Origin of the sequence: Variovorax paradoxus, from assembly GCF_029919115.1 — a bacterium.
GTDB lineage: Bacteria > Pseudomonadota > Gammaproteobacteria > Burkholderiales > Burkholderiaceae_C > Variovorax > Variovorax paradoxus_O.
The window spans coordinates 4,274,632-4,288,098 of the sequence record NZ_CP123990.1 but is presented as its reverse complement, the minus strand read 5'-3'; the positions used below and the strand labels follow the sequence as shown (position 1 = coordinate 4,288,098).

Annotated in this window: 12 protein-coding genes and 2 pseudogenes; 11 read left to right on the top strand and 3 right to left on the bottom strand. The window is 63.0% G+C overall.

Features of this window, described 5'->3' with window-relative positions:
* Positions 1 to 59: 59 nt before the first annotated feature.
* On the top strand, positions 60 to 254 hold the full coding sequence (locus tag QHG62_RS20660; protein WP_281147542.1) for a hypothetical protein: 195 nt from the start codon (positions 60 to 62) through the stop codon (positions 252 to 254).
* A gap of 360 nt (positions 255 to 614) precedes the next feature.
* On the opposite strand, the gene QHG62_RS20655 is transcribed toward QHG62_RS20660, so the two are convergent.
* Entirely contained in the window at positions 615 to 1,796 is a 1,182-nt protein-coding gene (locus QHG62_RS20655; RefSeq protein ID WP_281151728.1) for a Csu type fimbrial protein, read from the bottom strand.
* A gap of 427 nt (positions 1,797 to 2,223) precedes the next feature.
* Between QHG62_RS20655 and QHG62_RS20650 the strand changes: the two are divergent.
* The 8 genes and pseudogenes from QHG62_RS20650 (at position 2,224) to QHG62_RS20615 (ending at position 9,952) form a co-directional block, all read left to right on the top strand.
* Positions 2,224 to 3,322: pseudogene (locus QHG62_RS20650) on the top strand (acetate/propionate family kinase).
* Entirely contained in the window at positions 3,319 to 5,706 is a 2,388-nt protein-coding gene (locus QHG62_RS20645) for a phosphoketolase family protein (RefSeq protein WP_281147541.1), read from the top strand. Before QHG62_RS20650 ends, QHG62_RS20645 begins: the two are co-directional and overlap by 4 nt.
* A 171-nt stretch (positions 5,707 to 5,877) precedes the next feature.
* Positions 5,878 to 6,789, top strand: coding sequence for a DUF1266 domain-containing protein (locus QHG62_RS20640; protein ID WP_281147540.1), 912 nt, complete (start codon positions 5,878 to 5,880; stop codon positions 6,787 to 6,789).
* Between the two features lie 115 nt (positions 6,790 to 6,904).
* Entirely contained in the window at positions 6,905 to 7,282 is a 378-nt protein-coding gene (locus QHG62_RS20635; protein ID WP_281147539.1) for a PH domain-containing protein, read from the top strand.
* Between the two features lie 264 nt (positions 7,283 to 7,546).
* The gene (locus QHG62_RS20630; protein WP_281147538.1) at positions 7,547 to 7,927 is read left to right on the top strand and encodes a RidA family protein; all 381 of its coding nucleotides are present in this window, start codon (positions 7,547 to 7,549) and stop codon (positions 7,925 to 7,927) included.
* A 358-nt stretch (positions 7,928 to 8,285) separates the two neighbouring features.
* Positions 8,286 to 8,462 (top strand): annotated as a pseudogene (locus tag QHG62_RS20625) (GNAT family N-acetyltransferase); the annotation flags it as partial.
* 189 nt (positions 8,463 to 8,651) lie between these two features.
* Complete coding sequence (locus QHG62_RS20620) at positions 8,652 to 8,996, top strand: hypothetical protein (RefSeq protein ID WP_281147537.1); 345 nt, start codon at positions 8,652 to 8,654, stop codon at positions 8,994 to 8,996.
* Between the two features lie 206 nt (positions 8,997 to 9,202).
* The gene (locus QHG62_RS20615; RefSeq protein ID WP_281147536.1) at positions 9,203 to 9,952 is read left to right on the top strand and encodes a DUF4303 domain-containing protein; all 750 of its coding nucleotides are present in this window, start codon (positions 9,203 to 9,205) and stop codon (positions 9,950 to 9,952) included.
* A gap of 466 nt (positions 9,953 to 10,418) precedes the next feature.
* Here the strand turns inward: QHG62_RS20615 and QHG62_RS20610 are convergent, their stop codons facing one another.
* The gene (locus QHG62_RS20610; RefSeq protein ID WP_281147535.1) at positions 10,419 to 10,856 is read right to left on the bottom strand and encodes a GlcG/HbpS family heme-binding protein; all 438 of its coding nucleotides are present in this window, start codon (positions 10,854 to 10,856) and stop codon (positions 10,419 to 10,421) included.
* A 54-nt stretch (positions 10,857 to 10,910) separates the two neighbouring features.
* Here QHG62_RS20610 and QHG62_RS20605 point away from each other — a divergent pair, with 54 nt between their 5' ends.
* The gene (locus tag QHG62_RS20605) at positions 10,911 to 11,843 is read left to right on the top strand and encodes a LysR family transcriptional regulator (protein ID WP_281147534.1); all 933 of its coding nucleotides are present in this window, start codon (positions 10,911 to 10,913) and stop codon (positions 11,841 to 11,843) included.
* 349 nt (positions 11,844 to 12,192) lie between these two features.
* On the opposite strand, the gene QHG62_RS20600 is transcribed toward QHG62_RS20605, so the two are convergent.
* Positions 12,193 to 12,696, bottom strand: coding sequence for a DinB family protein (locus QHG62_RS20600; RefSeq protein ID WP_281147533.1), 504 nt, complete (start codon positions 12,694 to 12,696; stop codon positions 12,193 to 12,195).
* A gap of 122 nt (positions 12,697 to 12,818) precedes the next feature.
* Between QHG62_RS20600 and QHG62_RS20595 the strand changes: the two genes are divergently transcribed.
* A complete protein-coding gene (locus QHG62_RS20595; RefSeq protein WP_281147532.1) occupies positions 12,819 to 13,457 on the top strand; it encodes a TetR/AcrR family transcriptional regulator in 639 nt (212 codons plus the stop codon).
* The last annotated feature ends 10 nt before the right edge of the window (positions 13,458 to 13,467 follow it).

The window sequence follows — 13,467 nt, the reverse complement described above, 5'->3', positions numbered from 1 at the left end:
ACCGCACCGAGGTTCACACCCAGCTGCTCGCTGGGTTTTTTTCGCTCACGAGGACACACATGCCCCTGAAAAAGAACGACACGCTCGCCTGCATTCGGCAGAAGTTCTCCGTGCCCGCGCGGCGCGGCGGCTTGGTCGAAATCGCGGGCGTGAGCGGCGTCATCACCGGCATGAGCGGCGATTGCGTCAGGGTCAAGCTGGTGGGAATGGAACGAGGTGTTCCATTCCATCCGCATGAGATCACCTACTCGTAGGCTGCCCGGTACGACCGGCGCGTTCAGCGGGAGCGCAGCCGGGCAAAGCTGCCCACGTGCACACACGGCACAGGCGATGATCCGAAGGGCGCCTCGAATCTGCGATGGCGCCTCGCGCCGGGCGCGCACTTGGGGTGGGCTTCCGCATGGTCCCCGGACCACGCCAAACAAGGGGACGTCGCGACCCGTCCATCGGCCCCTTGTCGAGTGGATGCCGCATCGCACGCGGGTGGCTCGCCGGGCCCTAAGAGCACACGTGATCCCGGGACGCGTACCCCTCGTCGGGAGCGGACGTTTGTTCGGTGTATGACTTCGATGGCGTCTGGACGGATCGCCGCTTCGGCCGCCGGCCCCCGCGCTTCAGTAGGTGACAGTGACCGTCACGACGTCCCGGTAGCTGTCGGGGCGCACGTTGGCGCTGCTGCCGAGGACACGGCTGTACACCGTCAGCGCCTGCGCCAATCCGTTGCCGGCCCCTGCGACCGTGTTCGCGCCGGCGGTGCTGCCCCAGGGGCTCGAACGGGCCGCGTTGCGGTGCAACTGGTACGCGACGGAGTCGGTGTTGCCCGGCACACCACCTGTCGGCGTCATCGCGCCGGCGCCGGTTGTCGAGCCATTGGACGGTGTCAGGGCGACCGTGTACGCGGTCGGCGTCGTGCAGATGATGCTGATCGTGCTCGCCTGGTCGACATCGGCGGCGCCAGGCAGGCCGGATACCGTACCGAAGTTCAGGGGATCGGCCGTGAAGAGGCAGCTCTTGGCCACCGTCGCTGTGACCCTGAAAGCGAATCTGTTGGAGAGCAGTACGTTGTTGCAGTTGGTGGGCATGGCGAACGCGTTCGATGTGACCATGATGGAGGTGTGCCCACCCGAAAAATCGTCTTGGTAGATGGCTGGCGGCACCGTGCTTTGGCCTGCGACCAGTTCCCCGCGCAGGTTGGTGCTTCCCGAGACGCGCCCCACGCCGCCGAAAAGCGTCCAAGGCGGGATGCTCAGTCCAACGGTAAAGGGGTTCGGCGCGACCGCATTGCCGTTCGATCCCCACACCAGGCCGCCCGTCGCTTGGTAGAGCTGAAAGCTCAAGGTGTTCCCCGCAGGATTCTTCATGACGCGCGGATTGAAGTTTCCCAACCCTTCGTTGCCGTCGCCGATGTTGAAGCAGACCCTGGCCTGTTCGGTGAGCAGCCCGTCATTCGTGCAGGTGTAGTTCAGCGTGGCGTTGGCGGGCGAGGGGGAGCCCCCGGCGACCAAGTCGACCGTGCCGAATGCGACGTTGTCCATAGTCGCAGTGCAGTTGACGGCCGCCAGCGCGCTGCCCGCCGACAGCCACCAGAGCAGCGCACAGAGCAAGCACAGGCCCAGCGCCTGCGACGGCTGGCGGGCGTCCGTATGCCGAGCGTGCTTGGATGACTGAACGTGTAAGCGCGACATCAAGGTGTCGCTGAACACGACGCTGCCACCGAACGCGTGCACGGCGGTGGGCGCGCAGAGGCGGGAGGTGTTGTTGCGGCCTTGTGTGCCATGGAAGTCGCAGTTGATCACCAAACCGCGCCGCGTGCCTGTTTCTGTGGCGTGATCATCGAAGTGTGGCGCTTCGTGGACAGGCGAAGCACGTCGGCGGCCATCGGATTTCGCAAAACCTTGAATGCGTCCCCGGCCGAGCGTGGGCCCGAGCCCAGCGGAATGCCCCTGTCGAGATCGTGTTTCCAACGCTTGGCACCGGATCAACCCGCCACGCGAGAGGTCGAACTTGGCCAGTGGGCCCGATGCGGTCCATTGCGGACGCCTTGGCGATGGACGGGTCCGAATACGCCATCCACGTGCCGGCGCGGGCTGCATCGACGGCAAGCGAGCCTGCGAAGCGCTGCGAGCCGCGCGATCCGCCCGCCAAAGTGTCCGCTGCGCAGGCGCTTGCGCGAGCGAGACCATTCAAGACACCGCGGACCGGGGAAGCGGTGCATGATGGCCCATGACAGGCAATGTGTTGCTGACCTTCAATCCCGGGTCCTCATCGATCAAGCTCGGGCTGTTCGCGATCGACGCCGGCGCGGCACGCGCCATTGCCCGATGCACCTTCGATGCGTCGCCCGATGCCTTGTCTGGCGTGATGGCGAAGGCACTGGATTGGGTCAACGATGCCGCGCCCCGCGCACGGCTCGTCGCGGCCGGCCACCGCGTCGTGCACGGGGGGGACGCGTTCGACGGCCCTGTGGCAATCACCGAGGGCACGCTCGCCGCAATCGAGGCACTGGCGTCGCTCGCGCCGCTGCACCAGCCGCAGAGCCTGCGACTGATCCATGCGCTGCGGCGCGTCGCACCGGCGCTGCCGCAGTCGGCCTCGTTCGACACGGCCTTCCACCGAAGCCAGAGCGCTGCGTCGCGCCGCTATGCGCTGCCGCGCGCGCTGTTCGACCAGGGCATCAGGCGCTACGGCTTTCATGGCCTGTCGTACCAATGCATCGCGTCGCAGCTGCGGCAGCAGCACCCCGGGATCGCCACGGGTCGCGTCGTGGTCGCGCATCTGGGCAGCGGTGCACAGCTTGTGCGGCTTGCTGCACGGTCCGAGCCGCGAGACCAGCATGGGCTTTTCCACGCTCGACGGCATTCAGATGGCCACGCGCAGCGGCGCGCTCGACCCCGGCGTACTGATTCATCTGCTCAGGCAGCCCGGTCAGTCGATCGACATGGTCGAAGACATGCTCTATCACCGCTCGGGCCTCTTGGGGCTGTCCGGCGTCTCGGGCGACGTGCGCGAACTGCTCGCGAGCGACGTGCCCGAGGCACACGAATCGCTCGCGCTGTATGCACTGCGCATCGCGCGCGAAGTGGCCGCGATCGCCACCACGCTCGGCGGGCTCGATGCGCTCGTGTTCACGGCCGGCGTCGGCGAGAACCAGCCGGCTGTGCGAGACGCCGTATGTCGCCATCTCGCCTGGCTCGACATGCCGCCCGGGCCCGAAGACGCTCGGATCGCCATGCTCGTCATGCACACCGACGAAGAACAGGTGATCGCTGACGAGGCCTGCCAAGTCCTTTCCCTTCATCCAACCCCCGGAGCCTGCCCATGAACCGCCCACCCGAACGCGCCCCTCCCGAAGACTTCAGGCTGCTCGACGCCTGGTGGCGCGCGGCCAACTACCTGTCGGTCGGACAGATCTACCTGATGGACAACCCGCTGCTCCAACGCAAACTGGAAGTTGCGCACATCAAGCCGCGGCTGCTCGGCCACTGGGGAACAACACCGGGCCTGAACTTCGTCTACGCCCACATGAACCGCGCGATCGTCGCGCGCGACCTCGATGCGCTCTTCGTCGCCGGCCCGGGCCACGGCGGCCCCGGCGTCGTCGCCAACACCTGGCTCGAGGGCACTTACAGCGAGGTCTACCCGGAAGTCGGCCTCGACGCGGACGGCATGCAGCGCCTCTTCACCCAGTTCTCCTTTCCTGGTGGCATCCCGAGCCATGTCGCGCCTGAAACGCCGGGCTCGATCCACGAAGGCGGCGAGCTGGGCTACTCGCTGCTGCACGCCTACGGCGCCGTGTTCGACAACCCGGGGCTCATCGCGTGCTGCGTGATCGGCGACGGCGAGGCCGAGACCGGCGCGCTCGCGGCGAGCTGGCATTCCAACAAGTTTCTCAATCCCGCGCGCGACGGCGCGGTGCTACCCATCCTGCACCTCAACGGCTTCAAGATCGCCGGCCCGACGGTGCTGGCGCGCATCGGCGACGAGGAACTCACCCAGCTGATGCGCGGCTACGGCCATGAGCCGCATTTCGTTTCCGGCGACGATCCGGAGACGATGCATCGCGCGATGGCCCTGGCGCTCGACACGGTGCTCGACGTCATCCGCGCGATCCAGACCGAAGCGCGCCAAGACGGCTTCACCCGCCGGCACCGGTGGCCGATGATCGTGCTGCGTTCGCCCAAGGGCTGGACCGGTCCGAAGGTGGTGGACGGCGCGCCGATCGAAGGTACGCAGCGCGCGCACCAGGTGCCGCTGACCGGCTTTGCGCAGCACCCGGCGCACATCAGCCTGCTCGAAGACTGGATGCGCAGCTACCGGCCCGAGGAACTGTTCGACGCCCAGGGCAGGCTCCACGCCCACATCGCCGCCGTCGCGCCGCGTGGCCAGCGCCGGATGAGCGCCAATCCGCACGCCAACGGCGGCGCGCTGCTTCGCGACCTCCAGCTGCCGGACTTCCGCGACCATGCCGTGGCGGTCGAGTCGCCCGGCGCCTCGCAAGGCGAAGCCACGCGGGTGCTCGGCGGTTTCCTGCGCGACGTGATGCGGCGCAACGACGAACAGCAGAACTTCCGGGTGATGGGCCCGGACGAGACCGTGTCGAACCGCCTGGGTGCGCTCCTCGAAGTGACCAACCGGACTTCGACGGCACGCATCGAGCCGACCGACGACCACGTCGCGCCCAACGGGCGCGTGATGGAAGTGCTCAGCGAGCACCTCTGCCAAGGTTGGCTCGAAGGCTATCTGCTCACCGGACGCCACGGCTTCTTCTCGTGCTACGAGGCCTTCATCCACATCATCGATTCGATGTTCAACCAGCACGCCAAATGGCTGAAGGTGACGCGCCACATCGGCTGGCGGCGCCCCATCGCGTCGCTCAACTACCTTTTGACCAGCCATGTCTGGCAGCAGGACCACAACGGCTTCAGCCACCAGGACCCGGGCTTCATCGACCATGTGGTCAACAAGAAAGCCGAGGTGGTGCGGGTCTATCTGCCCCCGGACGCGAACACGCTGCTGTCGGTGGCAGACCATTGCCTGCGCAGCCGCAACTACGTGAACGTGATCGTCGCCGGCAAGGCACCCGCGCCGCAGTGGCTCGACATCGAGGCCGCCGTGCGGCACTGCAGTGTCGGCTTGGGCATCTGGGACTGGGCCAGCAACGATGCCGGCGTCACGCCCGATGTGGTGATGGCCTGCGCCGGCGACGTGCCCACGCTCGAAACCATGGCGGCGGTCGACCTGCTGCGAACGCACCTGCCCGAGCTCAAGGTGCGGGTGGTGAACGTGGTCGACCTGATGGCACTGGAGTCGCCGTCAGCGCATCCGCATGGCCTGCCGGACGCGGTGTTCGATTCGATCTTCACGACCGACAAGCCGGTGATCTTCGCGTTCCACGGCTATCCGGCGCTGATCCATCGCCTGACGTACAAGCGGGCCAACCACGGGGGCTTTCATGTGCACGGCTACCAGGAGGAAGGCACGACCACCACACCCTTCGACATGACCGTGCTGAACCAACTCGACCGCTTCCATCTCGCCGCCGATGCGATCGACCGGGTGCCGCGCTTGATGAACAGCGCGGCGCATGTTCAGCAGCACCTGCGCGAACAGTTGCTGGCGCATCGGGCTTACGTCACCACCAAGGGCGAGGACATGCCGGAGATCGCGGGATGGCGGTGGCGCGGCAGGACGGCCGCAGGGGCCTGATGGATGCGTCATCACTGTCAGGCACTCACAAGGGAGCGTGCGGTACGAGCCTCGTCAGGCACTGCAGAGCACCGGCCGAAGACGCCAAGCGCTGTGTGCTGTTTCAGGTCTGGGCCAAGGGTGAATCTTCGCAGGCGCACGCTGCGCGGTCGAGCAGGTGCACAACGCGAGGTGCAGCAAGGCGACAGTTCAGGCGCCCACCATCGCGGTTTAAGATCGCCTCCGCCGCTGGATCGACCAGCATCGATCAGGGGCAATACGGTCATAAAACCTGGAGGGGAATCGATGGGCATCAGGGACACCCTCGGGCACGCGCTGCTCGACAACGAAAAGCTCAACTTCGGCACCGAAGAATCGCTCACCGCCGAAGAGCGGTGGCTGGTCACGCTGAGCGCGCCTCTCTCGGCGTTCAACGGCGACCATGTGAATGCGCTTGCCACCGGGAAGGACGATGAGGCGCTGCGCGAGGGCATCTCGGAAGTCTGGAACGTGCACGACCGCGAAAGCTTCGAACAAATGGCCCACTGGCTCGCCGCCGAGGGGCAGCGTTCAAGCTACCTTTCCACATGGCAGGCCGTCGGTGCGATCGATGCAGCGACCCAAAGCACGCCGGCCGTGCTCCGGCTGGTCATGGAGGCGTGTTTTCCGGCGTTCTTCCAGATCAAGGCGCGCAAGAGCCTGGACTATCGCGCACTGTCGGCGGACAGCGGGCGGCCGGTATCGGAACTTAGCCAACTGACGATGGGCAGCCAGAGCTGGGTCAACGCGTTGCGCAAGCATTTCAACGTTTCGCCGCCCCAGATCTCGAACCTGGTCGCATGGGATGCCGTGAGGCTGGCGAGCCTGTCGCGTTGGGCTGTGCAGCTCGGCTTCATTGGGCGCGAAGAATTCACAAGTTTCGCGGGTGCGTTGAACTCGCAGGTGCGCGAGGCCTATGCCGATTGGTCGCAGGTGAGTGCCGCGTACATTGCCGCCGGGCTGGTCTGGCGCTATTCAGACGCGCGCGAAGAACACCTGTTGCGCACGAACCGCATGCTGTTGAGCGACCCCCGCAGCCCGTACCGCAGCGTTCCTTTCCGCTGAGCGGTTCCAGGCATGAAGGTAAAACGGCACCTGGAGGTGCCTTGCCGCGAAATGGATGGCGGTAGGGGCTTTGAACCTCCGACAGCGGACATCAACAATCTCGAAAGAAGCAGCCATGGGACTACTTGATGGGATGCTTGGCAACGCGTCCAAGATCGATCCGGCAAAGATCCAGCAGGAGTTCCACCAGATCTTGGCGAATGGGGAAGTGGTTGAGCATGCCTACCAGCTCATCCGCGATTACCTCGTGTTTACCGACAAGCGTTTCGTCTTGGTGGACAAGCAAGGCATCACCGGCAGCAAGATTGAATATCACTCCATTCCCTACAAAAGCATCACGCACTTCAGCGTCGAGACAGCTGGTACCTTCGATCTCGACGCTGAGCTCAAGATCTGGATCTCAGGAACGGCCACTCCGATTCAGAAGCAATTCAATAAGAAGCTCAGCATCTACGAGGTGCAGAGTGTGCTGGCGAGCTACGTTCTTAGGTGAAGCGCCGGAGGCCCCGGGCATGATCGACCAACAGGCGTGCCCCGCTAAACGCTGACGCTGCCGGCGCTTCGAAAGGGTCGCGGCGGTTCGGCCTGTTTTCGGCCAGGAGCGAACATCGTGGGGCCGCTCCAACGCATCCCCTCGATTGGACGTTCGACAAAGAAGGTGCGTGCACGCCAACCCGCAGCGCGTCAACAATCGGCCAGAAGCCGTCTCTCGTTGTCGACGGCTGATTGGAGCCCCCCCTTTTTGCTGGAGAAACAAATGGCTCGTCATATTGTTTTCACATCGAAGGCTGCCAAGCCACCGCAGACATACAGTCAGGCCGTCAAAGCCGCTGGCCTCGTTTTCGTTTCCGGCACCTCGCCAGCGGACGTCGTCACCGGTGCAATAGTGGGCAGCACAATCCAGGAACAAACTCGACAGTGCCTGACCAACGTGCAAGCGATTCTTGAGGAAGCAGGTAGCTCCATGGACAAGGCGGTGAGCTTCACCGTCGTCCTCGCTGACGAGGATGACTTTGTGGGCATGAACGAGGAGTGGCTCAGGTGGTTCCCATCCAATCCGCCTGCGCGGCAGGGAGCGAAGCTGCCTGCACGAATTCCGGGCCTGAAGATTTCCATCGCGGCTGTTGCTGAGGCCTAGTATTGCACTTCGGTCTCCGGCCGAGACCGGTCGTTCGGCGCGGGCACCAGGTTCATCGAAATGTTCATTCGCTTTGTAATCCACAGCAACGACATCGATTCCGGACGAAGGCAAGGTTTGTTTCAGGCCGTCGGAGAACTCGAGACACAAGGATTGCTCCTGGAGCACGAAGTTGAGCGGTACTACGAGCTTCGTGACTGGTTCCGAAAAAATCTCCGCAAGCCCGTGAGCTTCACTCGCTCATCCAAGCCGCATGCAAAGAAGGTGGCGCTGAGTTGGTTCAAGGACACTGCAGCTGAGCACATCGACATGATGCGCGGCTTGGCTCGGGTGCTGACCAAATCGTGGGTTCGCTCGCGCGATCACCGATGGGATTGCCAACGGGTACGTGTCCATGGTGGTGGTAGCCGAGTCGCACCGGCGGCGAGGCATCGGGCAGGCACTCGTCGAGCGCCTTGTCGGGTCGGAACCGAACATCACCTGGGTGCTTCGGGCCGGAACAGAAGGCGCCGCTGGGTTCTTCGCGAAGCTTGGCTTCATCGCCTCGATGACCGCTATGGGGCGCCCGCGAAGTTCATGTGGACGAACTGTACGGTCAACGCAGAAAGCACCACGCGGCCAGGACCGGTCATTCGCCGAGCCAGCACAATGTGGTCAGGCGTGGTCCCTCGTCACACTGCCAAGTGATACTTCCTCTTCACACGACGAGCGGAACACAGCAACCATGATTGGCATCACATTCATCCACGAAGAAAACCCTGAGCGACTGAAACCTTTGGGTGAAGAAGGAGCAGATGCGCTGGACGATCTGACAGTGGTCGACATGGACGTAATGAATTCGCTGGATTTCTCGGTTCTGTGTGGCGACGCGGTGAAGTGGAACCAAGGGGACCCTGCCGTATTGCTGGAGGACTTGGTGGTCGTTCGAGTGACGCCCGAAGCGCTGAATCATGTCCTCGGCGGCCAGCACGAAGGTCTGGATCCAGACCAACGTGCAGACCTAGAGCGGCTAAAAGAGTTTGTAGCGCTGCATGGCAAAGAGCATGTGTGGGAGTTCGCTGCGTTTTAGCGTTAAACGGTCCGGGAAACAACGCTGTCCGCCATGCCAGCTTCTGAGCGCCCGTTTTTTGCTGTCGGCGCGACAGTCCGCGCGCGGCCTACAGTCGGCCACGACCGGTCCTTCGCCGCACCGGCAAAATTCGGCTGAAAGAAGCCGCTTGAAAAGCCCTCAACAACAAGAGGGTGACATTGCGCCCCAGAAGGAGTTCCCTGCCGATGACTTGGTCACTGTTCTACCGGTTTGACAATGAGGCGCCGACGGACTTTCACGAGCTGCGCCAATTCGGCAGTTCGCTGTGGGCCGCGAACGGCAAGGTGAAGACCATGGGACGCTCCATGGTCTCCGAGTTCGCAAGTCCCCAAGCCGCAAAGGATGCCCTTGCGCAGCGCGGCAACGAGATCGAGGCGCAGGGCTACAAGCGGATGCGCCAAGGCATACACGATCCGGCCCGCATCGACTTCCCCTTGCTCACCGCAGAGATTCGCGAAGGTGCTCGCCGTGCCTTCCAAGCGATCCGGGCGGCCCATCCTGACGGGACCATCCGCCTTTTCGCGCTTGGCAGCGATGACGGTGCGATGACCATCGTGCATGCTGCGAGCAATCTCGCTTTGGGCGCCCCGGGCGACATGGACGATGAAAGCGAGGTCTGGTGCTTTGCAGAGTGGCCCTACGCGGAGGGCGGCGAGTTCCTCGATATCGCTTACCGCATGATCCTGCCATGCCATCGCAGCGACTTGCCTTGCGACGTTGAATTCGACGTGCTGCACGCAGGCCTCTTCGAGGCTTGCATTGCCGCGATGGAACAACTTGATCGTGAAGGTTTCTTCGGCACGGGCGACGCGCGTGAAGAGGTTGTGCTGCTATGCCAGAGCGAAGGCACCGAAGATATGGAAGGCTCGACCGGCCGACTCAACACTTCTCGCGTAACGGGCCGGCTCGAACGCTGGATCAAGCTCTGCGAATGAGCTCCGACGGGTAGCTTGGCGGATTTGCCGGCGTAACCATGAAGCTTCGACCGAGTGATCGTTTGACGAAGTTTCCACGGACTGCTCAGGGCCCGCTCGGGATTGTGTCGCGACCGGCTTCAGCCGGCCCGAACCGGCCTTCGGGCCTTGCGCCAGAATTCGTTTTGGCCATCCTGCCGGCGGACGGTCAAGATGCGGTAACCAGACAAAGGGCTCGTGTGGGCAACGAAATCCTGTTCACCATCGGGGCAATATTAGCCGCGGCAGCGCTGCTGCATCTGATGTATCGAAGCCGGCGAGTCTCGACTCGCCCATAAGCCCTGCCGACATGAATATGTTCAATTGCGGCCGGTTGACGATGGCATGCCGCTAAGCGGCACCGCATACTCCGGGAAGCAGCATCGGTGACGCGAGCGCTTCCCGTGTCAACGTCTTTGGTGGGTGTACGCCCTCAGCGCCGGGCGAGTCAACCAGCGTCTGCCATCGCCTTGGCGCCGACGGCGGCGACCTGCGCGTCCTGTGTCGATTGCATGCCAGAAACACCGATCGCTCCAACCAACTGGCCCCCCACCATCAGCGGGAGTCCTCCCTCGAGCGGACATGCACCGTCCGTCGCCAGTAGTCTCAGATTGATGCCACCTGTCGTCAGCGCTTCCTCAAACACCTTGGTCGGGCGCTTGAACCGCACGGCGCTCTCCGCCTTTGCCTGCGCAATCGTGACGCTTCCAGTCTGGGCTTGATCCATCTTGTGCAAGACGACCAGGTTGGAACCGCTGTCCATGACGGCAATAACCATGGGCCAGCCGTTCGCCTTCGCTTCGGACTCTGCGGCGGAGGCAATCTTCCGCGCAACGTCGAGCGACAGGGGAGGGCCGTATGGAATGATGTGTGAAACCGAGGTCATGTCGAGATCCCTGTGAGCGAATGAAGGGGGCGATGCTAGGGGCCAGGCGACCTCATGCCTATTCCAGATTTCTTCGCATCTGCTGTGCACAAATTACCCGATCAACATATTCCCTCAGCGCAGGCCTCGTCTGCATTGGACGACGTGCGCTTCTTCCTGGCGGTGGCTCGCGAAGGGAGCTTGTCCAGCGCTGCGCGAACACTGAAGGTCGAGCACTCCACCGTCGCGCGGCGTGTCGGCGCGCTGGAGGCGAGCCTCGGCGTGCGCTTGTTCGACCGGCTTCAGAGGAGCTGGACATTGACGAGCGAAGGAGAGGCGCTAGTCGCGCCGGCGGAGCGTCTCGAGCTCGAAGCTTTGGCATTCACCCGTGCAGCCATATCGGCCACGAGCATGCACGGAACAGTCCGCATATCCGCGCCGCCAGTGTTTGTGAGCCAGTTCCTTGTACCTCGCCTCGCCGGCATCGCTGACCGATGGAAGGGCATCGACCTGGATCTCGTCGGGGAGGTTCGAACGGCCAACCTACATCGCCGCGAAGCGGATCTATCGCTTCGCTTCATGCGACCGGACGAGCCTGGATTGGCCGCACGCAAGCTGGGCGAACTGAGCTTTCGCCTTTACGGGACACCGACCTGGCTCTCACGGGCCGAGTCGGAATGGAGCTTCGTCGGCTATGCCGATGCGTTAAACGAAGTGCCTCACCAGCAGTTGCTCGCGCGCATCGCCGGTGAGCGACCTTTCGTCCTGCGCAGCAACGATCTCGCAGCGGTGCACCAGGCCTGCCGAGCCGGGATGGGACTCGCTATGCTTCCTTCGTTTCTGGCACGCACAGACGACGCTCTGATCGAAGTTCCAGGCGCAGACCGACACATGCTGCGAGAAATATGGTGCGTCGTGCACCCCGACGTTCGTCGCTCGCCTCGTGTCAGATTGATGGTGGATCTGATTGGCGAACTGATTCGGCGAAGTTCTGCGGTTCTGGTTTGATCGCGATGGAGGGTGGCTGACTTGGGCGCGAAGCAGCAGGCAAGATTTGGTCGGCAGCGGGCAAGCGCTGGCGAAGCGCTGAAACAGCCGGTGGGGAAGGGATCATGATCGTGATCCTGTCGAAGAACGAGGCCGATTGCCTCGGTTCCCAACATAGACAGGGCGCGATATTTGCTAGATCACAGATTGTGCGGCGGGCTACCGCGCGAGCAGTTTAGCCCTGGGGCGCCAAGCGGTCATCGGTCTTGCTCCGAAGCAGCCTTCGCTGTCTGTTTCCTCTTGGCTTAAAGCGCGCCGTTGGCTGCGGGCTCTCTGAGCAATGGCAGCCCTGGGCGATTCCGGACGTCGATCATCGAGTAGACCGCCTTCTCGTCGCGGCTTCCGCCTCATGCAGATAGGTTGCGAAGCCATCCCTGGCCGAGGGAATTGAATTGAGCAGCATCACTGCGCTGACCTGCCCGCGATGTCCCGTTCCATGCGTGACGACGTGCATGAGCATTTCCTCGCGAGACATGCGCCCCGGCGCACCGTCAGTGAACGCGAAATCGATTGTTTCCGCCAGTTCCGGAAGATCAAGCGTCGATACATAGTCGATGTATTCCTTGTCGCTTTGCTTGAGATCCGCGGCCAGGGCCTCGAGCCTTGGCATCTCGCTCAAGTTCGCCGAGGGGTACGCGTGAGTTGCCCGCCTGAGGTGCGCGGCAAAGATGCGGTCGACCACATACGTGTGGCTTAACGCCTTGACGGCCAAGGCAGTGACCGGTGAGTTGTCGCCAAGGCCAGAGAGCGCCGCCAATAGCTCGTCGTTGGCCCAAGCCTTGTAGGTGAAGAGGCGATGCAATGTATCGTTCATTTCGCAAATCTCCTGAGATGGTTCACGGGGTTCGCATGCAGAATGCTTGCTTCGCGCTTCCGTGTCTTCCGAGAATATGAGCGATCATTCGCTTTTTCTACTCGCATTGACGGCATTGAAAAGTGGCAAAAAAACCGATCACCAGGCCCAGGAAAATCGCGATCCAGGAGAGGTCGCGCGCGACTGTCGATACCCTCGTCGAGGCAACTGCTCGCATTCTGGTGAAGGATGGCTTCGACAAGGCGAGCACAAACCGCATTGCCGAAGTTGCGGGCGTGAGCATCGGCTCGCTCTATCAATACTTTCCCAGCAAGGAGGCACTTGTCGCCGCGGTGATAGAGCGCCACCAGCAGCAGCTCATGCAAAAGGTCCGCCGCGAGCTGGCGGAGGTCTCGAACGAGCCGCTTGAAGAAGCCGTGCACAGGTTCGTCTCAGTCGCGGTGGAGGCGCATCGAATCGATCCGCAACTGCATAGAGTGCTTGCAGAGCAGATTCCGCGCGTTGGAAAGCTCGAAAAGATCCATTCCTTCAGCCGAGAGAACTTCAGTCTTTTCAGCGCTTACCTGGAAGGCACTCGAGACCAACTCGGCGTCGACGATCTCGAACTCGCATCATTCGTATGCGTGACCGCCATCGAGGCATTGACGCACAACGCGGTGCTGCACCACTCCAAAGAGCTGACCGTAGACCGGATGCAAGCGCTCATCGACGAAGGGGCCCGGCTGGTGACCGGATATCTGAGGGGCACCCCACGTTTTTGACGCTCACCAC

What these genes read in the sequence shown, in the direction of transcription:
- QHG62_RS20645 (WP_281147541.1), top strand. Translation starts at nt 3,319, where the DNA reads ATGAACCGCCCACCCGAACGCGCCCCTCCCGAAGACTTCAGGCTGCTC.
- QHG62_RS20610 (WP_281147535.1), bottom strand. Translation starts at nt 10,856, where the DNA reads ATGACCTCGGTTTCACACATCATTCCATACGGCCCTCCCCTGTCGCTC.
- QHG62_RS20635 (WP_281147539.1), top strand. Translation starts at nt 6,905, where the DNA reads ATGGGACTACTTGATGGGATGCTTGGCAACGCGTCCAAGATCGATCCG.
- QHG62_RS20630 (WP_281147538.1), top strand. Translation starts at nt 7,547, where the DNA reads ATGGCTCGTCATATTGTTTTCACATCGAAGGCTGCCAAGCCACCGCAG.
- QHG62_RS20620 (WP_281147537.1), top strand. Translation starts at nt 8,652, where the DNA reads ATGATTGGCATCACATTCATCCACGAAGAAAACCCTGAGCGACTGAAA.
- QHG62_RS20600 (WP_281147533.1), bottom strand. Translation starts at nt 12,696, where the DNA reads ATGAACGATACATTGCATCGCCTCTTCACCTACAAGGCTTGGGCCAAC.
- QHG62_RS20660 (WP_281147542.1), top strand. Translation starts at nt 60, where the DNA reads ATGCCCCTGAAAAAGAACGACACGCTCGCCTGCATTCGGCAGAAGTTC.
- QHG62_RS20605 (WP_281147534.1), top strand. Translation starts at nt 10,911, where the DNA reads ATGCCTATTCCAGATTTCTTCGCATCTGCTGTGCACAAATTACCCGAT.
- QHG62_RS20615 (WP_281147536.1), top strand. Translation starts at nt 9,203, where the DNA reads ATGACTTGGTCACTGTTCTACCGGTTTGACAATGAGGCGCCGACGGAC.